20 protein-coding genes are annotated in these 25350 nt (G+C 43.8%); 19 read left to right on the top strand and 1 reads right to left on the bottom strand.

Annotated elements, in window-relative coordinates:
- Positions 1-59 precede the first annotated feature (59 nt).
- From DOT_RS09070 to DOT_RS09060, 3 genes are all read left to right on the top strand, one after another.
- Positions 60-1808, top strand: coding sequence for a PAS domain S-box protein (locus DOT_RS09070; RefSeq protein WP_009617374.1), 1749 nt, complete (start codon positions 60-62; stop codon positions 1806-1808).
- A gap of 224 nt (positions 1809-2032) precedes the next feature.
- On the top strand, positions 2033-2650 hold the full coding sequence (gene clpP, locus DOT_RS09065) for an ATP-dependent Clp endopeptidase proteolytic subunit ClpP (protein WP_009617372.1): 618 nt from the start codon (positions 2033-2035) through the stop codon (positions 2648-2650).
- 443 nt (positions 2651-3093) lie between these two features.
- Positions 3094-4815 carry a methyl-accepting chemotaxis protein gene (locus tag DOT_RS09060; RefSeq protein ID WP_009617371.1) on the top strand — a complete coding sequence of 574 codons (1722 nt, stop codon included), beginning with the start codon at positions 3094-3096 and terminating at the stop codon, positions 4813-4815.
- 5 nt (positions 4816-4820) lie between these two features.
- On the opposite strand, the gene DOT_RS09055 is transcribed toward DOT_RS09060, so the two are convergent.
- Entirely contained in the window at positions 4821-5264 is a 444-nt protein-coding gene (locus tag DOT_RS09055) for a membrane protein (protein WP_009617369.1), read from the bottom strand.
- A 208-nt stretch (positions 5265-5472) separates the two neighbouring features.
- Between DOT_RS09055 and galU the strand changes: the two genes are divergently transcribed.
- The 16 genes from galU to DOT_RS08975 all read left to right on the top strand — a co-directional run bounded on the left by galU (position 5473) and on the right by DOT_RS08975 (position 25349).
- Positions 5473-6357 carry a UTP--glucose-1-phosphate uridylyltransferase GalU gene (gene galU / locus DOT_RS09050; protein ID WP_009617367.1) on the top strand — a complete coding sequence of 295 codons (885 nt, stop codon included), beginning with the start codon at positions 5473-5475 and terminating at the stop codon, positions 6355-6357.
- A 214-nt stretch (positions 6358-6571) separates the two neighbouring features.
- Positions 6572-7306 carry a hypothetical protein gene (locus DOT_RS09045; RefSeq protein ID WP_040411723.1) on the top strand — a complete coding sequence of 245 codons (735 nt, stop codon included), beginning with the start codon at positions 6572-6574 and terminating at the stop codon, positions 7304-7306.
- Positions 7307-7802: 496 nt separating this feature from the next.
- Entirely contained in the window at positions 7803-8531 is a 729-nt protein-coding gene (locus DOT_RS09035) for a hypothetical protein (RefSeq protein ID WP_009617361.1), read from the top strand.
- A gap of 191 nt (positions 8532-8722) precedes the next feature.
- On the top strand, positions 8723-9862 hold the full coding sequence (locus tag DOT_RS09030) for an acyltransferase (RefSeq protein ID WP_009617360.1): 1140 nt from the start codon (positions 8723-8725) through the stop codon (positions 9860-9862).
- A 121-nt stretch (positions 9863-9983) separates the two neighbouring features.
- A complete protein-coding gene (locus DOT_RS09025) occupies positions 9984-11849 on the top strand; it encodes a nucleoside-diphosphate sugar epimerase/dehydratase (RefSeq protein WP_083824042.1) in 1866 nt (621 codons plus the stop codon).
- Positions 11850-11868: 19 nt separating this feature from the next.
- Positions 11869-13224, top strand: a complete 1356-nt coding sequence (locus tag DOT_RS09020; RefSeq protein ID WP_009617358.1) for a nucleotide sugar dehydrogenase — start codon at positions 11869-11871, stop codon at positions 13222-13224.
- Positions 13225-13395: 171 nt separating this feature from the next.
- Positions 13396-14442, top strand: a complete 1047-nt coding sequence (locus tag DOT_RS09015; protein WP_009617357.1) for a Gfo/Idh/MocA family oxidoreductase — start codon at positions 13396-13398, stop codon at positions 14440-14442.
- A 188-nt stretch (positions 14443-14630) separates the two neighbouring features.
- Entirely contained in the window at positions 14631-15476 is an 846-nt protein-coding gene (locus DOT_RS09010; protein WP_009617356.1) for an acyltransferase, read from the top strand.
- Between the two features lie 207 nt (positions 15477-15683).
- Positions 15684-15929: a hypothetical protein gene (locus tag DOT_RS31395; protein ID WP_207637038.1), complete on the top strand. Its 246-nt coding sequence runs from the start codon at positions 15684-15686 to the stop codon at positions 15927-15929.
- 106 nt (positions 15930-16035) lie between these two features.
- Entirely contained in the window at positions 16036-17127 is a 1092-nt protein-coding gene (locus tag DOT_RS09005; protein ID WP_009617355.1) for a DegT/DnrJ/EryC1/StrS family aminotransferase, read from the top strand.
- A gap of 19 nt (positions 17128-17146) precedes the next feature.
- On the top strand, positions 17147-18481 hold the full coding sequence (locus DOT_RS09000; RefSeq protein WP_009617354.1) for an O-antigen ligase family protein: 1335 nt from the start codon (positions 17147-17149) through the stop codon (positions 18479-18481).
- A complete protein-coding gene (locus DOT_RS08995; RefSeq protein ID WP_009617353.1) occupies positions 18478-19608 on the top strand; it encodes a glycosyltransferase family 4 protein in 1131 nt (376 codons plus the stop codon). The genes DOT_RS09000 and DOT_RS08995 overlap by 4 nt, the downstream gene beginning before the upstream one ends.
- 1 nt (position 19609) lies before the next feature.
- The gene (locus DOT_RS08990) at positions 19610-20818 is read left to right on the top strand and encodes a glycosyltransferase (RefSeq protein ID WP_009617351.1); all 1209 of its coding nucleotides are present in this window, start codon (positions 19610-19612) and stop codon (positions 20816-20818) included.
- Between the two features lie 14 nt (positions 20819-20832).
- Entirely contained in the window at positions 20833-22263 is a 1431-nt protein-coding gene (locus tag DOT_RS08985; protein ID WP_009617349.1) for a flippase, read from the top strand.
- Positions 22264-22446: 183 nt separating this feature from the next.
- A complete protein-coding gene (gene wecB / locus DOT_RS08980; protein WP_009617347.1) occupies positions 22447-23520 on the top strand; it encodes a UDP-N-acetylglucosamine 2-epimerase (non-hydrolyzing) in 1074 nt (357 codons plus the stop codon).
- A complete protein-coding gene (locus tag DOT_RS08975) occupies positions 23517-25349 on the top strand; it encodes a hypothetical protein (protein ID WP_009617345.1) in 1833 nt (610 codons plus the stop codon). Before wecB ends, DOT_RS08975 begins: the two co-directional genes overlap by 4 nt.
- The last annotated feature ends 1 nt before the right edge of the window (position 25350 follow it).

The raw sequence follows: 25350 nt of genomic DNA, 5'->3' as shown, positions 1-25350 counted from the left end.
GAGAATTAAAAGTTAAGTAAATATTGTTTCCATTAAGAAAGTGGAACAGGGTGTGAACGATGGGGTTAATTAAACGAAACAGAGCTGATTTACTGGGAGAACTTGAGGAAGAATTCTGGAAAGGTCAAATTTATACGAATTTTCCTCGCCTTAGGCTTTTAGCTACTCTACTTCTTATTTGTGATATAATCCTTTTATTTGTGGATCATGGTAATTATCAGAAGGGTCTATGGCTGAGTACGCCGGGTTATAAATTATTATTTTATTCACATCTTGGATTAGGCGGAGGCATGCTATTATTTACCGCCCTCTATTGGAATACTAAGATCCCTTCTGTAGATGATGTGAAATGGATACATGAAATTTATGAGAATTTCTTCGCTTTTTTTAGCTTGTTCATTTGTACGATTACTTCAGGATGGATTGATCAGCTAATTCATGGACAATTGACGGTATACATCTTAGGGTGTTTTGTAATTGCGGTGTTCTTTAACTTAAGGCCGAAAGTGAGCATAGGCGTTTATGCCATTTCTTATTTGATTATAATGTTTGAAATAACACATCAACAACCTAATGTAGATGTTCTAAAAGGTCATTATATCAATGTGTCCTTGATTATTATAATCGCTTGGTTTTTATCGTTTACGCTTTATAAATTTAGGGTTCAAGAATTTTTACATCAAAGTCACTTTGAGTGGTTGGTTAAAGAACGAACGACAGAATTGGAAGGAATAAACCAACAGCTCATCAAAGAGGTCGGAGAACGTAAGCAGATTGAAGAAAAGGTCCTACGACTGGCATCGATCGTTGAGTCGACAGATGATGGAATCATAGGGATGACCCTTGATGGAATCATTATCGACTGGAATAGAGGAGCAGAGTGCATTTACGGGTACTCTGAAGCGGAAATTATAGGGGAGCCGATTAAGAAAATAATTCCTCTCGACAAACAGCTTGAGTTTGATAAAGTTTTACAAATTATCTTTCACGGAATGCCCGTGACACATTATGAGGCAATACGTCAAAGGAAAGATGAAAAGTTTATTCATGTTTATTTGACGGTGTCACCTATTAAGGGTCATAATGGCGAAATTATTGGTGCCTCAACAATTGTCAAGGATGTTACTGCACAAAAGAAGTTGGAGAAAGAAATGACACGGATGGATCAGATGAATCTGGTCGGTGAAATGGCGGCAAGCATTGGTCACGAAGTTAGAAATCCGATGACAACCGTCAGAGGCTTTTTGCAACTCATCCAGGAACATAAAAGTTTCGATAAATACAGCGATTATATTCCTCTCATGATAAGTGAACTTGATCGAGCGAATTCAATTATTACTAAATTTCTATCGATAAGTCGTACTAAAACAACAGAACTCGCTCTGCATAATCTGAATGATATTATAGAAAGCATCTTACCGCTTGTTCAAGTTGATGCCATTCGTGGCGACAAGTTAGTAACTGCCGAATTAGGAGTACTCCCGGATTTACTATTAGACGAAAAAGAGATTCTCCAGATGATCCTCAATTTAACGCGGAATGGGCTGGAAGCAATGGAGGAAGAAGGGGCGCTTGTAATAAAAACCCTAGTCGAGGACGATGAAGTGGTCCTAGCCATACAGGATGAAGGGAAGGGCATTGCACCAGAAATCATGGATTCATTAGGGACTCCTTTTTTTACTACCAAGGAGAAAGGCACAGGTTTAGGTTTGGCTGTATGTTATGGAATCGCTACCCGGCATAACGCTAAAATCAAGGTGGAAACCAGCCCGAATGGATCGACATTCTTTGTCAAGTTTAAGGCCTAGATAGATTTGCATTGAGAGCTCCTGAAGAGTACAATATGTACCATATATAGAATATTTATGGTTTCTTTGCCAAGCTTTTTAGAGTGAGTAGAAAGTAGATCTTATTTTCTCGATTAAAAAATTTGACCTTTACTGACCATTGTACTAAAATAAAATTAATCGGTGAGAATATACTAAGTTGGATTGCAGTAATAAATAATAAAGACGAATAGGGGGAATTATAAATGGGTTATTTAGTCCCAATGGTCGTTGAACAAACCAATCGTGGGGAGCGCTCCTACGATATTTACTCTCGTCTTTTAAAAGACCGTATCATCTTTCTCGGGGGTGCAATTGATGATGATGTGTCCAATCTGGTTGTAGCCCAAATGCTTTTCCTCGAAGCAGAAGATCCAGAAAAAGATATCAATCTGTATATCAATAGCCCTGGTGGTTCGATCACAGCTGGAATGGCCATTTATGACACCATGCAGTATATACGCTCAGATGTCCGCACGATCTGTATTGGGATGGCAGCCAGTATGGGGGCATTCCTTCTTACAGCAGGTGCAAAAGGGAAGCGGGTCGCTCTTCCCAACTCAGAGGTTCTGATCCATCAGCCATTAATTGGTGGTCACGGACTTTCTGGACAAGCGACCGAGATTGAAATTCATGCTAAACAGCTGCTCCGAACCAAGGCCAAGATGAATAAAATTCTTTCGGAAAGAACTGGCCAGCCGTTAGAGAAAATTGAGAAAGACACAGAGCGGGATTACTACATGACTGCCGAAGAGGCAAAAGAATATGGTCTCGTCGATCAGATCTTAGAGAAGTTGGAACCTACTAACGAAACCAAGAAGTAGTTAAGTGAAAAGAACAAAAACAAACCGCAAGAGTTTTAAATGGCTCTTGCGGTTTGTTTTTTTATACTTATCAGAAAGTATAACTTCGTTACATACTGTAAGAAGGCTAATACGTGCGAAGACAGTGTCTGCAAGAAGGGTTAATACGTGCGAAGACAGTGTCTTCGTGTGGGCGCCAGCCAAGTTTTATTTATTGGATGAAAAATTTCGACAGGAATATTCATTTTCTATGTCGAAATACACATTTTAGGGCAGTAGTATATCTTTCATCTCAATAGTCTGAATGCACGGTGAAGCTTTAATTAAGAACGGTTAATAACTAGTGATTAAAACATATAAGAACATAATTAATAATCTATTTGGAGTGAAAACATAGGGATTAGATTTCTGAAGAAGAACGATTATACAAGTTAGACAATAATTCGTTTAAAGGAGTGAAAGAGATGAATTTAAGAAATAGGAGACTTGGAGTCCAAGTCACGGCCTTAATGATGTTTATTGCTTTGGCAGCAGGCGTCGTAGGAGCAATCGGGATCTATGGGATGTCCCAAATGCATAATGCTTCGGATCAGGTTTATCAGCAGGATGTGGTTCCCATGAACTTACTCTCGCAGATGCATTTTGATGCTCAGGTCTATAGGACAAATGTTGTCTTAGCAGTTAGCGCACGTAATCCTCAAGAACGTCAGAATTTCTTAGACAAAGTAGATCAGAAAAAGGATTCAATGATAGCAGAGATTGCCAAGTTCGAAGCTGTTTCAAGGTCGCCAGAAGAAGATGCGTCATGGAAAAAATTTAAAACCGCTTGGAATGATTATGTAGTATCATCTCAAGTTACGATTCAAGATGCTATAAATGGAAGAATAAATGAAGCTTTAGCCAATATGTATGAAGTAGCCGGACCCAAAAACCAGTTGGCGGGAGATATTATCCAAAAGATGGTTGACTCTAGATTGGATAAAGTGAATACGCACAGCACAGAAACTACGAGCCAGATCTTCAAAAAAGCCTCGTTTGTTTCGGTGATTCTTGTCATAATTGATGTCTTGGTTAGTATTGTCATCGGCTGGGTGTTAAGCCGGGCTCTCGGTAATATGATGCACCATTTGGTGGTCAATGCCAACGAAATAGCTGCCGGAGATATTGCTCGGAAAAAGAAGGCCCCTTGGAAAGCGTGGAACCATGAAGGAGTAGAATTACATAAGGCCTTCGGTGATATGGTACTCTCTTTGAGGGGCACAATGACAAAAGTGGTCGACATGGCCAATCAAGTAGCACAAACCGCTCAAGAGATGCGCCAAGGTGCCGAACAATCATCTCAGGCCGCTGAACAAGTTGCGACATCGGCGACTGAAATGGCGACCGATGCTCAAATGCAAGTTAAGGAAATGACAGAGAACCATGAACGGATGAGCTTAGTGATTGATGAGTTAAAGCAGACTGAGCAGCACGCCGGAAAAGTAAGTCGTGCATCCAGGCGCTCTGCTGAACTTTCTAGCGATGGAAACCGTGCCCTCGGACAAGTGGTTAATCAAATGGCTGAAATTGAGAGCCAGGTCCACAGTTTGAGCCAGGTAATTGGAGATGTGGATGAAAAATCAGAGGAGATCGCCAAGACGGTGCAAATTATCGACAATATTGCGCAACAAACGAACCTCTTAGCATTAAACGCGGCAATTGAAGCGGCACGTGCTGGAGAAAATGGCCGGGGATTTGCAGTTGTGGCTGAGGAAGTCCGTAAACTTGCCGAGCAAGTTCAATCCAGCTTGGTCGATATTTCTCAGAGAGTACAGGAAATGCAACAGGCTTCGCGGAGTGCTCATCAAGGGATGAAAACTAGCGTGGATAGTGTTAATCAAGGCAGCGCATACTTAAAAGAAATCTCCCATCAATTCACTGTAATTCTCGATTCTGTAGAAGAAAGTGCTGGATTAGCCCAGGATATTGAAGTTACTGTTCAGAAAGTCCAACAAGACGGGGAACAAATAAAAGTCGGTATGCAAACGGTTGTAAATCAAGCCGAATCCACCTCAGCAGGTACTCAAACTACAGCTGCAGCCGCCGAGGAACAAAACGCTTCTGTCGAAGAATTATTTGCCTCTGCAGAAAGCCTAGACGTTTTGGCCAAGGATTTAAAGCAGTTAATCTCGCACTTCAAGATTTGAGTCGATTAGATGTCGACAGGCAAGGCATCGAAGTAATCATGGAGAACTTCAGAACCTAAGCCAACAAGAAACCATTCAGGAGCCATCCGAAGGGTGATATATCCCTTAACATTTAAAGGGTCACTGTAGCACCAAGGACAATGTCCTAAGATTTCGGCTAAAATAAACCCACCTAAATATTCAATTAACCAGATCATCACTAAATAGACCAGTCCGCGGAGCCACCAGGGGTAAGGACGTAAGTGAGTATGAAAGGGTTCAAGGAACACCAAGAGACCATAAATAGGAATCATCACCAAGAAGGTGAACCCTTGCATGCTTAAGTCCCCTTTGAGGAGGGACGCCAAACCTGTATAGACGACCTCAAGGACAAGGCCGATGATTCCGTAAATCAAGAAGCGTCTAAGCGTTTTCATGGATTTAGTATGGTTAGAACAAATTTGGAGCATGCATTACCTGCTCAGGTATGTTTTGGAAGACGAGGGTACAATACCCTCGTCTTTATTGTAATTTTTTACAGTTTTTATTAACAAACAGCAGGTATAGATATTTAAATGTCGAAAGAATACCTGTTAGGTAATAGACGAATTAGTTGAGTTGTTTTTATATATACATTAGAGGTAAAATAAATTGTAGTATTAAAAGGAGAGTAGAAAGATGCGCAAAATTCGTAAAGCAGTGATACCTGCAGCCGGTCTGGGAACTCGTTTTTTACCAGCAACGAAGGCTCAACCGAAAGAGATGCTGCCGATTGTAGATAAACCAACCATTCAATATATTGTTGAAGAGGCTATTCAATCCGGGATTGAAGACATAATTATAGTTACAGGACGCAATAAGCGGGCCATCGAAGACCACTTTGATCGCTCGATGGAACTAGAGGGATTTTTGGAGAAAAACTCCAAAGATGAACTTTTGGATTTGGTGCAAGATGTTGCCCGTATGGCTGATATTTATTACGTTCGACAAAAAGAAGCGTTGGGTTTGGGACATGCGATTTACAGTGCCCGAAAATTCATTGGTAATGAACCGTTTGCAGTTCTGCTAGGTGATGATGTTATCTATTCTGAAGTGCCTGCTTTGCGCCAAATGATGAATCATTACGAGCGTTATGGAGCAAGTATAGTTGGGGTCCAGGAGGTTCCGCTGGAAGATACGTCTAAATATGGGATTGTTGATGGTGAAAAGTTTGCCGATCGACTATATCGAGCGAAGAATATGGTGGAGAAACCTCGTTCGGAAGATGCTCCGGAGACTCGCTTAGCCATAATGGGTAGGTATATCTTAAATCCAGAGATCTTTAATATTTTGAGCATTCTTCAGCCAGGCAAGGGTGGCGAGATTCAGCTCACGGATGGGATTAAGGAATTGGGTCGCTATCAAGAAATCCTTGCTTATGAATTTGAAGGTCGGCGCTATGACGTCGGGGATAAGCTGGGTTTTGTGGAAGCGACGATTGAATATGCATTGCGCCGAGGGGATCTTTCGGACGAGCTTATGAACTATTTAAAGACTTTGGTTCTAAAATCTGAAATTGACTAAAAGAGACGAAAAATTTATTTGGACAATGCTGCTTGATTTTCGCGAAATTTGTGTACTGAAAGGAATCTCTTAGCATTTCTCAAAAATAGAGGACGGAAAATGGGCCAAGCTCTACAGCAAAAGTGACAAGCTTCTCTCCTAAAAATTGGTAAAATACTAACGTACCAAAATACAAAAGAATTTTTAAGGAGGGAAGAGATCAATGAAACCACTGATGCCAATGGACAAAAAGAGGATAGCAACCTTAGCTGGAACGTTGGTTCTAGCTGGAGCTGTAGTTGCTGCAGGGGTTTATGGCCCAAGTGTCTGGAAAGTTTTTAGGCAACAAAGCTCCATCACTGACTCGGTAGTCATTCAATCCCCAGCCGTTGATGGTAATAAGGCAACTGATGGAGCTAAAGACACGGTGTTGCCTGACGGCACAGCGCCACCTGAAACAGTCTCGCCGACAGCGACAGAACCCAGTACGATTAACCCACCCCCGCAAGTTAATGCCGGTTCCAAAAATAAATATAGAGAACCGGACACCAGTCAAATTGACTTAGCCCCATCTGTGGCCACGTACTTCGGCGAAAATGCCTTAGGCAATGATGCTAAAACATTAATCTTTGGCGCCGCATGGAACATCCACGAATATGTAGACGGTTATCTCTATGGGCCGGCTGCGGGCCCTCAGTTGAATGAAGAAGATCTTAAGAAGTATATTGTGTTTCATAAAACCTTATTGGACAAGCAGTTCAAGAATGAAGCGAATGTTTCTAAAGCAGCAGCGCTCACAGGCTACTTGGATGTGCTTCTAAACAGAGGAATCGATGCCTATGATTCAAAGGATAAAACACGGATCGAACAGTTCCACCAAGAAATTCACGATTTAGATGCGCATCTCATGCGTAATGAAGTAAATTCAAAAATCTACGGGGCGACGCCGTTTGCAACCAAACGGACATAATTCAGGCATTAGATAACGTAGTGTAAATAGGAATGAAATGAAGCTTAGCTAGAGTATTGTAGGCGATAAGAAATACGCTGAATAGTTCAAGGTGCACAATGGCTGTTGAATTAAGTTATAACTTTACAATAAATTAGACATAGCTACAATAATGTTTTGTTAAGAACATGAGGAGCTTGGACTCAATATAAATTCTTAATTTGAATTTAAAGGATTGATTTTATAAGAGTTTTTGATTTATTAATCTGAATTGAATAGGCAACTAAATCTCTTACTATGATCTTGTATTGTTTTGCAAGGTTAAAAACCAAATTTAGTTGTTGGGTAAACAATAAAAATTGAATAGAAAAGAGGAAGGCCTGCCCCAAGGGGACAGGCCTTCCTCTTTTTCGCCAGCTCATGGTTCAACTTCTAACATCGGGAATGTGAATGTCTAATACCTCCTTTAATTGGTAAAAATAATCATAAAATCCAATTAAAGGAGATTGCGGTTTATATGCGTAAAATGAATTATTTATTTGGAGCTCTGGCTTTAGGTCTCGGTGTATTAGTTGGAACCTTGGGTGTGTCTTTACTCACGAATTCGAGCTCCCCCACTTCGTTTATTTCCAGGCTACGTGGCCAAGACAAGATACAAACAGTTTCGGGAACAGTAAGTGACCCAGCTGGAACCTCTCCGGTCTTAAACACGGCACCGGACGCTCTATCTGCAAATAATGTTCCCTTGGATGGAGATGGTCTAAATGCACTAAGTCCAGATTCAGCAGTACAAAAAAACGATGCACCTCCTCTCGATCAAAATGTAAGCAACAAAGATGTCACGGCGTTGAGCTCACTGAAACAACAAATCATTACCGACTATAAACAAGATATCGGGATTTTCTTTGGAGCTTGGAAATCTTCAGATATCGATTCATTCCGCCTCAAACTAGCGAAAGCCTATACAGGGGAATTGTTTGAAAAACATGCGCGCCGTGCAGAGGAATACTTGGCTCAAGGTCTAGGGTTAGATGTCAGTCAAATAACGTTTGACCGGGTCGATGTGGAAAGTGCAGAGGCAAATACAGCCACACTACGGGTTGATTACCGATATACGGCAAGAGATTATAGCTTAGCAGATGCCGCAGCAATCGGGGAAGAGCATGAACAGAATGTACATGTCCGAGTAAATATGCTCAAACAGAATTCCCGCTGGGTGATAACAGGAGAAAGCACCGTGCAATGAAGGTAAGGACTACTATAAACTATGGTAGTCCTTTTTAGTACCCAGTTTTCATTAGGCAAAAAAGTAGGCTGTATGATAGACTAATACTTGACAAAGGATAGTTAATCTATGACTCAATGACTTACACATTATTAGGTTAAATCTTAGCATGGATTTTAGAGATTTAGGCTAGTTCTTTTGAGGAAGGGAAAATGGCTAACATGAATAATGCTAATGCAACTAACCACAAGAAACAGGGTACAATTGAGCAGATTAATTTCCTCAGGGCATTCGGTGTCTTAGCAGTTATCGCTATTCATGCAACCGGTTATTTTACAGAAATAAAAAAATTTAATAATTTGGTACTTATAAATCTGTTGACAGATGTATTTTCTCAATTTGCAGTGCCCTTGTTTATTCTGATTTCCGGTTTTGTATTGGCCAGAAATTATCGTAATAACTTTCCGATTATACAATTCTACAAAAAAAGAATACGTTCAATTATTCCCCAATACTTAATTTTCTCAGTTCTTTATACTTACTTCAATAATTCAGAAGTCATGAGAAATAACGCACTCAGTACAAATGCAACACTAATTCTTCGGAATATCTGGCAGTCAGATGCTTCCTACCACCTATGGTTTTTTGCCATAATAATTCAGTGTTATATTTTTTATCCGTTTATTATTAAGATTTATGATCACTTTAAAATAAGAAACAGAGCCGAATTATTGATTTCTTTAATGTTAATAATTCAGATAGCATTCATGGTTGGTAAACACACCCCGTATTTAGCTGCTACAAAGATTAACTTTATAGCGTACCTATTTTATTTTGGTTTAGGAATCTATAGTTGTGACCACTACGAAAAGTTGAAGAGTGGATTTAATCGGCTTACGCCCCTTTTTGTAGCAACTACGTTAGCTTTAACAATAGGAGCCAGTTATTTTATAATCGTTGGTCTGACTACGGGTTATAGATACAATACTATACCTAATTATTATTTTATTGGTTCAGAACTCATTTACCCTATTTTGAGGATCTCAAGCTTTCTACTGCTATTTAATCTGGCCAATAATTTGGTTCGGAAAAAGAGCATTGTTGCTAAAGCTCTTTATAAAATAGGGGATTACTCCTTTGGAATATACCTAATACACATCTTTTTTAACCAATCTGCAATAAAAATACTCAAGAACTATAATATCAACTATAATAATTGGAAATTTTATCTAATTATCTTTGCTGTGCCCCTTGTTCTTAGTTACATGTCGGTAAGATTGATCAGTTACTTGCCTTATAGTTACTATATCATTGGCTACATGAATAAAAGCAGAAACAAGAAAAGGACTTGAATCGAAGGCGAAATTGTTAACGGCTTGTTCAAGGCGGATAGTTGTAAAACCATTTAAGTTGTAGTAAACTTTAGAACGATAAAACTTACTGACTGGTTTGATCGAAAAGGGGCTGAGCTAGGTGTTATTTCGCAAACGGACGTTAGTATTAATGCTGATTGATGCTATGTTGATCAACTTGGCAACTTTCGGCAGTTTTTATTTGCGCTTCGAAGTTGTTGGTGGTATCCCATTAGAGAGTTATCAGATATATTATCACACTGCTGTGGTTGCAACATTCTTATATATTGCAGTTTTTCACGTTTTTGGCTTGTATAATCGGCTTTGGCAATATGCAAGCACAGGGGAGTTACTCTCTATTATTTATGCTGTAACCGTTGGAACGGGCGGAACAGTAGCGGCGGTTTATTTTTATGGCTTAGCCCAGGCTGGGTTAAGGATGCCACATACTACTGCTTTGCTGTTATGGCTGGCTATGGTCTTTCTGATAGGCGGTTCGCGTTTTATTTGGCGGATCTTACAGGAAAATGTCTTTGACCGCCATGTTCCTGGCTCGCAAAAACAGGTACTTATCGTCGGAGCTGGTGACGCAGGTGTATTAGCAGCCAGAGAGTTAAAAAATCGCAATTATCGAGAGGGACGCCCTATTGGTTTTATTGATGACGACCGTGCCAAACAGAAGTTGCATCTTTTTGGCATTCCGGTCTTGGGTACGCGCAAGGACATTGCCCGCGTCGTAAAGGGACATAATATTGATGAAGTGATTATTGCTATGCCTTCAGCCTCGGGTGAGTCTGTTCGAGAGATTGTGCAAATCTGTGAAAAGTCTGGAGTGGACCTGAAAATTATGCCTGGTGTCTATGACATTATTAGTGGGGATATCAATGTTAACCCCATTCGACAGGTTCAAGTGGAGGATTTGCTGGGGCGTGAACCGGTTTTCGTTGATTTGGAAGAAGTCGCAGGATATGTTTCGGGAGAGACGGTATTCATTACCGGCGCGGGGGGTTCTATTGGTTCAGAGATCTGCCGTCAGATTGCCAAGTTTAATCCTGGGAAACTTGTCCTGCTGGGACATGGAGAAAACAGCATTTTTGACATTGAACAGGAATTGCGCGCTGAGCGTCCAGGAATTGACTACATAACAGAAATATTGGATATCAAAGATCGAGAGAAAGTTTTCTTACTCTTTGACAGATATAAGCCAGGCGTTGTCTTTCATGCTGCAGCACACAAACATGTCCCTTTAATGGAAAAAAATCCTGAAGAAGCCCTGAAAAATAATGTTTTAGGCACGCAGAATTTGGCTGAAGCAGCGGATAGAGTAAAAGTAAAAACATTTGTTTCGATCTCTACTGATAAGGCAGTCAACCCAACGAGCATTATGGGAGCAACCAAGCGGACTGTCGAATTGCTTATTCAAAGCTTAGATCTTCGTTCCCAAACAAAGTTTGTAGCCGTACGGTTCGGGAATGTTTTAGGTAGCCGAGGAAGTGTTATTCCTACATTTAAGCGGCAAATTGCTAATGGTGGTCCGGTGACAGTCACCCATCCTGATATGGTACGCTACTTTATGACGATCCCAGAAGCGACCCAGTTAGTCATTCAGGCTGGAGCCATGGCTCAGGGTGGAGAAATATTTATTTTGGACATGGGAAAACCAGTTAAAATTGTGGATCTAGCAAAAGACTTAATTCGTCTTTCAGGCTTCGAGCCCGAGGTCGACATTAAGATACAGTTCACAGGAATTCGGCCGGGAGAAAAACTCTATGAGGAATTGTTAACAGCTGAAGAGGGAACAACTTCAACTAAACACAGCCGAATTTTTGTAGCGAAACCTAATGTTATTGATGTTAAACTTCTGGAAGAGCTGACGCATATTGTGCGAGAACGTGGCAGTTATTTAACTCGAGATGAAGTTATCGAGCTGTTGCAAACGGTCATTCCAACCTTTCGCAAGAAAATGCCCAAAGCAGTAGCCAAATAATAAGGAGGAAATTAGGATAATGATGACCGTGAAAAATGTAATTACCAGTGAAGATGTCGTTGCCAAAGCCCTTAAGGAAAAGATTGAAAAACATGAAGCCCGGATAGGGGTAATCGGGTTAGGTTATGTAGGACTCCCTTTGGCTGTTGAAAAAGGCAAAGTCGGGTTCCCGGTGGTTGGCTTTGACATTAATGCTGCCCGTGTTGAGCGCGTGAATGCGGCAGACAACTATATTGGAGATGTCAAGGACGAAGACCTTAAGGAAGTTGTGCAAAGCGGCATTTTGGTGGCCAGTACAGATTTCTCCCGTTTAGCGGAATGTGATGTTGTGATCATTTGTGTTCCCACACCGTTAACAATTACCCGCGATCCGGATATTTCCTATATTAAAGCTTCCACTGAAAAGATTGCCAAATATTTACGTCCGGGGCAGTTAATCACCTTAGAAAGCACGACTTACCCAGGAACCACAGAGGAGGTCATTCTTCCTTTATTAGAAATGCCGGGACTTAAAGTTGGTCATGATTTCTTCCTTGCCTTCTCACCGGAACGTGTCGATCCTGGTAACAAACGCTTCAGCACAAAAAATACCTCCAAAGTCGTTGGCGGGATGACTCCGGTTTGCCTAGAGATCGCTTATGCGCTTTACATTCAAACAATAACCAATGTTGTCCCAGTGTCCTCTCCCGCTGCTGCAGAGCTGACAAAAGTCTTTGAAAACACCTACCGGGCAGTTAACATTGCTATGGTGAACGAATTGATGATGCTCTGTGACCGGATGGGAATTGATATCTGGGAAGTTGTTGAGGCAGCCGGAACAAAACCGTTTGGCATCCAGACCTTTTACCCAGGACCGGGTGTGGGCGGTCATTGTATCCCGATCGATCCATTCTACCTTACCTGGAAAGCGCGTGAGTATGATTTCCATACTCGCTTCATTGAACTTGCCGGGGAGGTTAATGTTGAAGTTTCCTATTATGTTATCAATAGAGTAGTTCGTGCTTTAAATAATGAGAACAAGAGTTTGAAGGACGCTAAGATCTTCGTTCTCGGGGTAGCCTATAAAAAAGATATCGACGATATGCGTGAATCACCAGCCTTGAAGATTATTGAGCTCTTGCGTAAACAGGGGGCTAATGTTACTTATCATGACCCATTCATTCCGGTGATCGAGCCACACGGTGGCAGTACGATCCATTTGGAGAGTGTGCCTTTGACCGATGAGGTGCTGGCCAATGCAGATGGCGTGCTAATCTTAACAGACCATAGTACGGTTGATTATGAGCGTGTGGTTGCCAATGCCAAACTCGTAGTGGATACACGTAATGCAACGAAAGACGTTCATGAGAATCGTGAAAAAATTGTTAAAATTTAATTGAATATAATTTGTGACTTTGAAGCTTATATTAAATACACAGGTTTAAGGGGAATCGCCAGATTCCCCTTAAACCTATATATTGTGCGATGTCGTTTTTCCAAACAACATCTGACGTTGGAAATGTGAAGAAAAAGAAAAGAAAAGAAAAGAAAAGAGTTGTTGACTAGTATGAATGGAGAGAAAAAGATTCGGTTTGCTATTATTGGGTGTGGGCGGATTGCCCCAAAACATGCGGAGTCCATTGTAGCGCTTCCAGAGGCAGAACTGATTGCGGTCTGCGATATCGTGCCGGAGCTGGCCCAGGCCTTCGCCGACAAATACAAAGCAGAGCCTTATACTGACTATCTGGAAATGCTGAAGAGGACTGACATTGATGTTATCACCATAGCGACACCGAGTGGTTTGCATGCCGAAATCGGGATTGCTGCAGCCGAAGCAGGTAAGCATGTCCTGGTTGAAAAGCCTATGGCTATGACTTTGAAAACTGCAGATGCGATGATTGAAGCCTGTCACAAAGCAGGTGTTAAATTAGGTGTTATTCATCAAAACCGCTTTAATGATTCGATTAAACTCCTTCGCCAAGCCTTAGAGGATGGTCGTTTTGGTAAATTAACTCATGGGCAGGCCACCGTGCGTTGGAATCGGAACGACAATTATTATACCCAAGCACCTTGGCGTGGGACGAAGCTTCAAGACGGTGGAGTACTCATGAATCAGTCCATTCATAATATTGACCTTTTACAGTGGACCTTTGGGCCAGTGGAATCTGTTTTTGGATACACGGCGACCTTTATGCGCAAAATTGAAATGGAAGATATGGGCGCAGCTGTTATTAAATTTAAAAGTGGCGCCATAGGGCTGATTGAAGCGGCCTCAACTATCTATCCTAAAAATATTGAAGAAACCTTAAATGTCTTTGGCGAAACGGGATCAGTCATTGTTGGCGGAATCGCAGTAAACCGAATCGAAGTTTGGGAATTACCTGACAGCGTGGAAGAAAAACAGGAGATTTTCGCCAGCCAGGAAGGTGATCCCCCGACAGTATACGGCTTTGGGCATAGAGAGCTAATATTGGATCTTATTCAGGCAATTCGAGAAGATAGAGAACCAGCTATCCCCGGGGAAGAAGGGCGCAAAGCACTCGAAATTATCTTGGCGATATATAAATGCCAGGAGACGAAAGAGCCAGTTGTGTTTCCGATGGCTGCTGAGTAAGTGGATGCGTACTAGAGGTATATAGCTTTGTGTTCCTAGATCTTTTTCCCATCAGTAATTCCTCCGTTATTTTATTGTATCAAGGAAATATCCTTGGTTAGTCCGAAAAGACCCCTCTCTTTGTGGATCATTATACCACGAACAACGACTGCCAATGAATGTAGAATTTTACGAAAGGAGCAAATACTATGAATCATCATGTGATCGCCTCAAGTGCGACTGTTCCAGAAAGCGTAACAGTTGGTCCGTTTTGTGTGATCGGGGAGCATGTCGTGCTAGGGGAAAATGTGGTCTTGGGAGTTGGTTGTGTTCTGGGTGAGGGAGCTCAGGTTGGGGCGGGATGCGAGCTGGGCAACTATGTCAGTATCGGAGCAGGAGGGAAATTAGGCAGCCGAGCCCGCATCGGAGATCATACCACAATTTATCCGCAAGCTGAGCTCGGAGATGATGGCTTTATCGGTAGTAATTCCTCAATCGGACGGTTACCAAAAGCTGCAGCGACAAGTACCGTTAAAGCACAAGCGGATTTGCCACCTCTCAAGATGGGGAGTGGGTTCACGGTCGGGTGTTCTGCTGTTCTCTATGCAGGTACGAGCTATGCGGATAATACCTTTGTTGGCGACGGAGCTGTCGTCAGGGAGAGATGCTCGATTGGCCAAAACGTGGTCATCGGAAGCGGAGTAGCCGTTGAAAATGATACCAAGATTGGTGCGTTCACCAAGATTCAGACCGGTTCATATATCACAGCTTATATGGAACTCGAAGAGCGGGTCTTTATAGCCCCCATGGTCACGACGACCAATGATAACTTCATGGGACGTACAGAAAAACGATTTAAATCGATCAAGGGTCCGACAATTCAGCGGGGGGCCCGCATTGGTGGAGGGTCTATCCTCTTACCCGGCGTGAAGGTTGCTCCGGAGACCTTTGTGGCCGCAGGGGCTTTAGTTACCAAAGATACGACAGAAAAACGTGTCATGAAAGGGTTCCCGGCAAAAGACCTTCGGGAGGTCCCGGAAGAAGAACTTCTATAGGGAGGAAGTGTTTCGGACGCAAGTGGGGACGGTTCTCTCTCCCCCTTTTTGGCGTTGTGCAGGTGGGGACGGTTCTTGCGTCCAAGCATAGGTCGCAATGTATAGCGGGTGTGATTCCCGCTCGGTAAAGTTTAGCCAACCGCCGGTAGCCAGCTAGGTAACTAGATGGTTTAAGCGTAGGCCGGTTAGGTAACGGGCCGAAAGCTCATGATGAAGATATTGAGCCTCGAAATCCTAAATGGGTTGGCCGATGCTGTGAACCGAAGCAGAAGGCAATATTATGGTAATCGATTTGGCAAGATTACTATGGCACCCCGAGGTCATAGGTCTTGGTGCGTTATACAACGATACAGTGACGGCAACTTGGAGCCTACCTCTCTCCGTAAGGAGTATGGTCAACAAGTGATAATAAGCAAGAAGGGCAAATGGTTGGTAGGAAGTCGGATTACTTAATAGGATGCAACTAAGAACCGTCCCTGCTTGGATGCAACTAAGGATGCAAGCAAGAACCGTCCCTCCTCCCGCAGATAATAAATTTGAAAAGAAGGGGAAGATTAATATGGGTATTCCACTTTTAGATCTTAAGGCTCAATACCTGACGATAAAAGATGAACTTGATCAGGCCATCTTTAACGTACTGGATTCATCGGTCTATATACTAGGCCCAGAAATGAAGACGCTAGAAAAAGAGATCGCGGCTTACTGCGGGACCAAGGACGCTGTTGCGGTCGCCAACGGTACAGATGCACTGGTGCTTACGCTTAAAGCGTTTGGAATAGGGCCGGGAGATGAAGTGATCACTACACCGTTTACGTTTTTTGCATCGGCAGAAACGATTGCTCAGGTAGGTGCAAAACCAGTATTCGTAGATATTGACCCGGTGACACTTAACATGGATCTAACCCTACTCGAAGAGAAAATAACCCCTCGGACAAAAGCGATTATTGCGGTACATATTTTTGGTCAGATGTTGGATGTTGAGAAAATCATGGAAATAGCTTCACGCCACGACCTTAAAGTTATTGAGGATGCCGCTCAAGCGATTGGAGCGGAGTATCGGGGTAAAAAGGCTGGTTCGATTGGACATGCCTCAACCTTTAGCTTCTTTCCGACGAAGAACCTGGGAGCCTATGGGGATGGCGGGATGATTGTTACAAATGACGAAGATTTGGCCGCGCAACTCAGGATACTTCGTTTTCACGGCTGTAAAACGAAGTATTACCACGATGAAATCGGTTATAACAGTCGCCTTGATGAGATTCAAGCCGCTATTTTAAGAGTTAAGCTCCGCTACCTCGACCAATGGAATGAAGGCCGACGGGAAAAAGCCAAGGTTTATGATCAACTTCTTGCCGATGCGGCGGTTCAACTTCCTGGTCGGGATTCCCAGGCATTGCCTATCTATCACTTATATGTGCTCCGAACGGAGGAACGTAAAGTTCTAATGGAGCGTTTAAAGGCAGGCGGTGTGGCTAATGCCGTCTATTATCCCGTTCCACTTCACTTGCAAAAGGCCTTTAGTGCCCTTGGATATGAAGTTGGAGACTTCCCGGTAGCAGAAAAAGCTTGTGAACAAGCCCTTGCAATCCCATGTTATCCTGAATTGAGCCTCGAACAACAACTTGAGATCGCAGCATTAGTTAAAGGTTAGGCAAGCAAGGAGGAGAGAGATGTTTTGGAACATAGGGGTTACTCGCACTAACCCAAATAAGTTACTACTCATAATCGCTATAATGTTGTCCGCTATGATCTTGCCATCGTTTGAGATTCACTCCAATTTGCCGCATGTTCGATTAGATGATGCGCTTATTTTTGGAGCCTTTGCCATCAATTTGCTCCTCCGGTTAACACGTCGGTCTCGCTCGGTTTACGATATCGAATTGTCTTACCATGAAGGGCAGCGCAAGGGTCTGAGGGCGGTAACAAAGGTTTTTTTGCTTTTTTTGGCGTCGATCATTATCTCCAATCTTTTTGGCGTGATTTTCCTCAATGTGCCTTTTGGAATCAGGGACGTAATGGAAGGCGTCACTCTTGCAAAATACTATTTAGTTATCACGCTAGCGCTTTCCTTAGATTTACAGGAAGCTGAGTTTAGTGTATTGCGGAAAGCATTCCTCATAGGATTTGGCTTTATTCTGTTACTAGCGTGGAGTCAACTTTTGAATGTGGCCAATGTTAATGCGTGGTTAACTCCCTTTTTTGCCCAGTCCCATTTGAATAACTTAGTGGATGCTAATCCGCCTCGCGTCTTAGGGACCTTTGATAACCCTAATGTTATGGGCATTGTGTCTGTTTTGACGATGACCTTATTTGTGACCTGGTTTTATTTCCAGAGAAATGATCGTTCAAGGGCTGCGATTCTTTTTGTTGCAACGGGGTTAGCTTTAAAACTGACACTTATGACCATTTCCAGAACAGCCTTCTTGGCGACGGCGGTGGTACTGACCTTCTTAAGTCTCTGGGCCATATTTAAATTCCATTTTAAAAAGGAAATCCTCATTAAAGTAAGCCTTTTATTTATTTTAACTTTAACGATATTTTACACCTCACCGCGAGGCTTTACGTCTCGGATGAGAGAGGCAACCGACATTGATAAGAGCACATCAGTTATAGGGCATTTAATACAAATGGGAGATGCTTGGGGATATATTAAACAATCTCCCGTCTTAGGCTGGGGTACTGCTAAAGATAAAATGACCACTTTGGTCGATGATGAATATGCCTTAATAACAAGACGTTATGGTGTTATTGGTTTAGCAATGTACCTTTGGCTTTTCCTCCGACCTGCTAAAGCGGCTTGGCGAAGGGTAAGGTTGTTTAATTTTTATGCCTCTGAACCTGGGATACGGGAGAGCAAAACGTTATTAGCGATTGCTTTTGTGGCAGCAACGCTGGTGATATTCGTATATAACCTTACCGCAGGGGCATTCTACAATCTTCAGTTAATGACCTTGGTGGCTCTTTTCATGGGCTTAATCTACAGAACAGAAGGGGAAAGCGATTGAAAGTCTGTATCTTAACTACGGCACATTCTCCCTTTGATGAGCGCATATTTCATAAGGAAGCCCGCAGCCTAGCGGAAGCGGGTTATGAAGTGGTCATTGCTGCCCCATTTGAAAGGTCTGAAGTGAAGGAAGGCATTCGGATTCACTCAGTCCCCCCGCTTTCCTCTCGGACTGATCGGATCTGGCGCTTAAAAACACTCTACCGCGTGGCGCTTCAGGAAAATGCGGACATTTATCATTTCCATGATCCGGACTTGATTCCGGTGGCTTTACTGTTGAGCCGCAAGCATCGGAAATCAGTAGTTTATGATGTTCATGAATATTATGGGGATAGTCTTCTTAATCGTCATTGGTTGCCAAAGCCGTTGAGGAAGTCTGTCGGGGGGATTGTCGACCGTGTTGAAAAGTGGGCGGCACGATCTTTTGCTGGGATCATTACGGTGAATGGGCATATGGCCGAGCTTTTTCGGAAAGAAAACCCTGAGGGAGAAATTTTGCATAACTATCCCCTTGAGCGGCAGTTTAAATTTTCCCGCCCAGAAAAGCTCAAGCCACCAGTCATCTTATATCTGGGAGGGATTAAACGGGACCGGGGTTTCGAAGTCATCCTCCGGGCTATGATACTGGTGAGGAAAAACTATCCCGAAGCAGTTTGTGAGCTCGTAGGCCCTATGGTAGTATCAGATTTAGACCAAGAATTTTCAGACCTCACTCCTTGGTTAGAACAGGGAAATGTGCGCTTAAGGGGTAAAGTTCCCTATGAACAGGTCCCGGAAATATTGGCTCAGAGCTCGATTGCTCTCGTTCCCTTATTTCCGACCTTAAATTATCAAAAGGCGATCCCAGTGAAGCTTCTAGAATACATGGCAGCAGGTATCCCTGTAATTGGCTCTCGTTTTGGCTATATCGAAGAGATTATCGCCAAAAACCAGTGCGGCCTACTTACAGAACCTGGTGATCCGGAGAGCCTGGCGCGTGATATATGTGCGTTAGTGGAGGACCCGAAAAAGGCCTTAAGTTACGGGCAAAATGGCTGGGATGCTTTTCATCGAGAATATACTTGGGAAAAAGAACAAAGCAAACTCTTAAGCCTCTATGAGCGAATTCTGGCAGCGAGGGATCAGTAAAATGCGTGTTTTAATGCTTTCCCATATGTACCCGAATGTCGTTGGCCCTTTAGGTGGGATTTTTGTTCGCCAGCAGGCTCAGGCTTTAGTTCGTCTGGGGGTCAAAGTCCAGGTTGTTGCCCCAGTACCCTGGGTGCCAGGATTTATGGCTGGCCGAGGAAAATGGGGAGGATACCCTGCGGTTCCTCTCTTGGAACAACCGGATGGGTTTCCCGTTTTTCACCCTCGAGTTCTAGAATTTCCCCGCTCGCTCTTTTTTGAGTACTACCCGGCAACCTTTGTTTGGGGGATAAAACAGGTTTTCACAGAACAAATCGCCCAAGGCGTTGATATTATCCATGCTCATGTCGCTCATCCTGATGGAGCTGCAGCCGTAAGATTGGGTCGGAAGTTTAATATCCCGGTCGTGGTCACGATTCATGGTCAGGATTTTGCTTATACCTTGAACCGCAGTCGTATCTGTGCCGAGAGTGTCCGTGCTACGCTTAAGGATGCGTCGAGGGTTATTTTAGTCAGTGATAAGCTCAGAAATCAATATGGTCTGGAAAGTTGGGCGGACCAGCTTGAGAAATATAGGGTTATCTATAACGGCGTCGATCTGGACGATGTGGTTCAACGACCGGAATCACAGGGAACTTATGGGGAACATCAACCCAGAGCATCCCGGCGGATTCTTCTCACAGTTGGATTCCTGCGTCCAGATAAAGGGCATGCTATGGTTTTAAAGGCACTTCCAGAGCTTATCCGGGAATTTCCCGACTTAGAATACCGGATTGTCGGGGATGGATCGGAACGACAAACGTTGGAAGCGCTCACTGCAGAGTTAGGCTTGGAAGAATATGTTGTCTTCAGGGGAAGTTTGCCTCATCCTGAAGCAATGCGTGAAATGGCCCAGTGTGATATTTTTATCCTGCCAAGTTGGAATGAAGCCTTTGGGGTCGTATATTTAGAGGCGATGGCCCACAATAAGCCTATTATCGGTACCACTGGAGAGGGAATCTCAGAGATTCTCGCTCAAGAGGGGGTTGGAAAGGCTGTTCCACCTAAGGACGTTTTAGCTATTACAGAGGAGATTCGTGGACTCTTGCGAAATCCGGAGCAAGCTGTTGCGATGGGGAGTCGGGGGAAAGAGCTGGTTACCCGCAAATTTACGTGGGAATACAACGCCCAAAAGACTTTGAAGGTCTATGAGGAAATCATTAAACGGTAGAAGGGAGGACCCCAGTGGAACTTCGTTTGGTTCTTAAGAATGCTGCAGCGTTGAGCGTAGCCAGTGTACTATCCAAGGCGATTTCCGCTATTGTGGGAATCTCAGTTACTCGTTATCTGGGCCCTGAAACCTTCGGAGAGTACAGCTCCGCGCTGGCCTTTGTCAGTACGTTCATTCTATTTGCAGATTTTGGTTTGAGTAACTACATGGTCCAGGAAGGCTCTCGAGATGAGAGTGTCTTACCACTTTATTTGGGGAATACTCTCTTATTTAAGGGGTTTACCCTGCTGGTCATCTACGCGCTGATGCTTGTCTTGATGCATCCGGCGGGCTATAACCAATCCATTCAAAGTATGGTCATTGTCTTCGGTTTGGCCAGCGGGTTAAACGCCTTAAACAGTTCCGTTTACAATTATTTTCAAGCCAAACAACAAATGTATAACGCCGCTATTTATCAATTTTTGTATACGTTTCTCATCGGTGCTTTGACTATTTTAGTTGTAGTTAAAAGAGGAAATGTGGTGATGATCACCGTTTCCCAACTCGTGTCGGCGGCTCTGATTTCGTTCATGTTATATGCCCACCTGCGGCGTAATCTACGCCTTAAGTTTGATCTGCGCCGTCTGATAGAGATGACCAAACGAGGGCTGCCCTTCGGAGTAGCAACTATATTTCTCTATATCTATTTCCAGATTGACGCGTTAATGCTCTCCCTAATGCGTCCAACGTTTGAGGTGGGAATTTATTCAGCGGCCTACAAATTAGTCGCAATTCTGTTGCTGATTCCTGGAATTTTAACAAGCGTGATTTATCCGATTTTATTCCAGCTTGGGGTGGATAGTAAGGAGAAACACCGGGAAACGATTGAGAAAATCTTTAAAGTACTGAGTGCTGTCGGGATTCCCGGCAGTGTGCTATTATTTGTTTTGGCCAATCCCTTGCTGACTTGGCTTTACAATAATCGTTTTCCGCAATCCGTCCCCATCATGATGCTGTTGAGTTGGTTTTTTGCCTTTGAATGCTTAAGTTTTTCGCTGGGCGATGTGCTGACCACGACAAACCGACAGTGGACCCGTGCTAAGATTCAAGGGGGCGCCGCTTTATTAAATATTGTCGTTAATCTTTATGCAATTCCCCGTTATGGGATTTACGGGGCGAGTGTAGCAACACTCATCACCGAACTTTACGTTTTTGTCATGTACTACGGAATTGTTCGATTGCGTGTTTATAAAATTCAGATTTGGCGGCAACTTCCCGTCATCGTCTTGGCCTCCCTGGCCATGGGCCTCACAGCCTATTTTTTGCGCCATCTTCATCCTCTTCTTTCAGCATTCATTGCCGGAATCCTTTACCTCATAATCCTGATTGGTTTGGATCGAGATTTTCAACGCATCGGCGGTTATATTCTGCGCCAAGGGATGGGTCGTTTTAACACAAGGAGTTAGAATTAAGGACTTAGAAGCAGAGAGTTCAGAAGTGTCAACAACAAAGATAGTGTTAGTTGCAAATCTTTCCAATTATTTAAGAGAAGAAAAAGCCTATTAACAGAGAGGAGGATGGCGGGTTAGGGTATGCAGAAGGCATTCCTCCACTACCCTAAAGGGATAGTGGTTTCCTGCCAAGCCATTATGAAAATAGTGACCGTACTGGGCGCCAGGCCTCAATTTATTAAAGCCGCACCTCTTTCAGAGGCCCTCAGCAAAAAACACGAGGAAAAAATTGTGCATACCGGTCAGCATTATGATTACCAGATGTCTGATGTGTTCTTCGAAGAGTTGGGGATTCCTAAACCTGACTACTTTTTAGGGGTTGGTTCAAAGCAACACGGTGCCCAAACCGGCGAGATGTTAATCGGTGTAGAAGAGGTGCTCCTTAAGGAAAAACCTGACTGGGTTCTCGTTTACGGGGATACGAACTCAACTTTAGCTGGGGCTCTAGCCGCAGCAAAGCTCCATATTCCAATCGCTCATGTTGAAGCTGGGCTGAGGAGTTATAATCGACAGATGCCGGAAGAGGTGAATCGCGTGTTGACGGATCACCTCTCCACGTTACTGTTTTGCCCAACTGATCAAGCCGTCAAAAACCTCAGGCAGGAGGGTTTGACCGCAGGAGTGGTACGGACCGGGGACGTCATGGCTGATGCTCTTTATTACCATGCTCGACGGGCGGAGGACCGAAATATCGCAGAAAACCTCCGGTACAAGAGAAAATCTTACCTTTTGGCCACCGTACACCGGGCCGAAAATACGGATAACCCAAGCCGACTGGCAGGAATTATGAACGCCTTTGCCCAGATTGATGGACAAATCGTACTCCCCTTGCATCCTCGGACCAAGAAACTCCTCATGAGTTGCCAAATGGCGATTCCAGAGAATGTCGAAGTCATTGAGCCTGTGGGGTATTTAGAAATGATTCTCCTAGAAAAAGAGGCAGAACTTATCCTAACAGACTCCGGTGGTGTGCAGAAAGAAGCTTATCTTTGGCAGGTCCCATGTGTGACTTTGCGCGATGAAACAGAGTGGGTAGAGACCGTACACACGGGATGGAATACGCTTGCAGGGGCGAACACAGCAGAAATTGTTGCGGCCGTTGCGCGTTACCGCAAGAACTCCTTACCACCGTATTTGAAAAACCTTTATGGAGACGGCCGAGCCAGTGAAGAGATCGTAGAGGCGATGGAGGAAAGAGGGGGAGCTTCGTGAGCGAAGCACAAGCTAAAGTCCACAGATCTAGGCAAATTGGCTTTTGTGTTGCAGAGCCATTAATAAGAGTTTATAGGGAATTCGCAGGTCTTTTAGGTGTTCCTTTTGATGCGGATTTGAGCTTTGGCCTCGCTACCGATAAAGAAGCTCAACGACGAGAGGACTTAGTTTCCAACAAGGGGATAACTTCGGCCTGTGAAGAAATATCGAACCGTGAGGCGATTCTAAATTATGATGCTATTTTAGTAGACGGGATTTCCCTCGCGCGTTTAGGGAGCCTTATAGCGAATCCTTCAGGTCGAGATAAGGAGAATCCTCTGATTTTGGTCTGTGGCCCGGTAAGCGGGGAAGACCCAGGTCTTCGCCTGAAGAAGTTTGCTTTTAATCTGGGTCAAGAGGGGGCTCGTCTGCTGATGGACGGTCGAGAGTATTCGGAAAAAGACGTCAGCGAACCTATTCTCGATTGGATGCTGGAAGAGATTCGCCAGGTCTTACGCCAGGAAGTCAAAAATTACTTAGAGCTCCCACCTGTTCCGTGGGGCTATTCCTATGCCATGACCTTAACCCACGACATCGATATCTTAAGCTTGAAGGAAATGCCTATCGCGCGCACCTTTTTGGGGTATTTCTATCGCAGTTCTGTTTTGAACTGGAAACGTTGGCGAACAGGAAAGGTGGAGACGTCTGAACACTTCCTAGCGATTTGGGAAATGGTCAGAACCTGGGCTGCAAAAGTTGGTCTAGGGCAAGACGTTTGGCAACGGGCTTTGCCAAAGCTTCTTGCTCTGGAGAAACGCCTAGGGGTTCGATCGAGCCTTTATTTTATGGCCTTTCCAGAGAAACCAGGTATTCTTCCAGAGCACTTAAGAAAAGATAAAGATAAAGATAAACATGAAGAGAAGTACACAGAAAAAACGATTGCTTCTGACCGCACTCAGGTAAAGGAAAGCGCACCCACAAATCGAGCATCGTTTTACGACGTAGCTGAATATAAAGACTTACTGAACAGCCTGGAAGAAGGCGGTTGGGAAGCAGGGGTGCACGGAATCGATGCCTGGCATGACGCCCAAGCCGCTCAAGCTGAGTATAATCGGGTCGCTGGGCTAACCGGACAAGATGAGATTGGGATACGCATGCATTGGCTTTACTTTAAATCGCCAGATTCCTTCAGAGTGTTAGAAGAGGGCGGATTTCAGTATGATTCAACCTTTGGGTTTAATGAAGTCGTTGGCTTCCGGGCCGGGACCCTTCAGCCCTATCATCCTTTGAATTGTCAAACTCTTTGGGAGATGCCCCTTCATATCCAAGATGGTGCTTTGATGGGGGAGGAGTACTTCAACTTGAACCGAGAAGACGCCTTTCATAAGGCAAAACCTATCTTGGACTTGGCGAAGCGCTTGGGCGGAGCGGTTAGTCTGCTCTGGCACAATCAGAGTTTTACTGCTCCCCGTTTTTGGGGGGAGGTCTATGAACGCCTGATTGCCCAAGGGAAAACGGACGGCGCCTGGATTGCGATTCCGCGGGACGTCTTGCGCTGGTTTAACCAAAGGCGCAAGTGCGAGGCAGTGCTTTCTATTGAAGGGACGCGTTGGCAAATTTCTTGTCCCTCAATTTTGACTGGTTCGACTAATCAAATGAATTCGATGAATTTGTCCGATCAATCCAATCTGTCAGACGCGGTAGCCTCAAAGATCCCACCTTTGCGGATACGACTGCATATCGATCCTAGTAGGGTTCGCTCAGCTTCGGTGTCCTATGAAGTGGGAAAAGGATATATCGATTTTCCGGGCCAGACCCTGGTAACACTAGACGTGGAAGGAGAGGATTGAC

Origin of the sequence: Desulfosporosinus sp. OT (assembly GCF_000224515.1) — a bacterium.
Lineage (GTDB): Bacteria > Bacillota > Desulfitobacteriia > Desulfitobacteriales > Desulfitobacteriaceae > Desulfosporosinus.
Note: the sequence above shows the minus strand (reverse complement) of the source record. Positions and strands in the feature narration are given on the sequence as shown.

Coding starts and splice junctions, on each gene's coding strand:
- DOT_RS09070 (WP_009617374.1), top strand. CDS start 60: ATGGGGTTAATTAAACGAAACAGAGCTGATTTACTGGGAGAACTTGAG.
- clpP (WP_009617372.1), top strand. CDS start 2,033: ATGGGTTATTTAGTCCCAATGGTCGTTGAACAAACCAATCGTGGGGAG.
- DOT_RS09060 (WP_009617371.1), top strand. CDS start 3,094: ATGAATTTAAGAAATAGGAGACTTGGAGTCCAAGTCACGGCCTTAATG.
- DOT_RS09055 (WP_009617369.1), bottom strand. CDS start 5,264: ATGCTCCAAATTTGTTCTAACCATACTAAATCCATGAAAACGCTTAGA.
- galU (WP_009617367.1), top strand. CDS start 5,473: ATGCGCAAAATTCGTAAAGCAGTGATACCTGCAGCCGGTCTGGGAACT.
- DOT_RS09045 (WP_040411723.1), top strand. CDS start 6,572: ATGCCAATGGACAAAAAGAGGATAGCAACCTTAGCTGGAACGTTGGTT.
- DOT_RS09035 (WP_009617361.1), top strand. CDS start 7,803: ATGCGTAAAATGAATTATTTATTTGGAGCTCTGGCTTTAGGTCTCGGT.
- DOT_RS09030 (WP_009617360.1), top strand. CDS start 8,723: ATGGCTAACATGAATAATGCTAATGCAACTAACCACAAGAAACAGGGT.
- DOT_RS09020 (WP_009617358.1), top strand. CDS start 11,869: ATGATGACCGTGAAAAATGTAATTACCAGTGAAGATGTCGTTGCCAAA.
- DOT_RS09015 (WP_009617357.1), top strand. CDS start 13,396: ATGAATGGAGAGAAAAAGATTCGGTTTGCTATTATTGGGTGTGGGCGG.
- DOT_RS09010 (WP_009617356.1), top strand. CDS start 14,631: ATGAATCATCATGTGATCGCCTCAAGTGCGACTGTTCCAGAAAGCGTA.
- DOT_RS31395 (WP_207637038.1), top strand. CDS start 15,684: ATGATGAAGATATTGAGCCTCGAAATCCTAAATGGGTTGGCCGATGCT.
- DOT_RS09005 (WP_009617355.1), top strand. CDS start 16,036: ATGGGTATTCCACTTTTAGATCTTAAGGCTCAATACCTGACGATAAAA.
- DOT_RS09000 (WP_009617354.1), top strand. CDS start 17,147: ATGTTTTGGAACATAGGGGTTACTCGCACTAACCCAAATAAGTTACTA.
- DOT_RS08990 (WP_009617351.1), top strand. CDS start 19,610: ATGCGTGTTTTAATGCTTTCCCATATGTACCCGAATGTCGTTGGCCCT.
- wecB (WP_009617347.1), top strand. CDS start 22,447: ATGAAAATAGTGACCGTACTGGGCGCCAGGCCTCAATTTATTAAAGCC.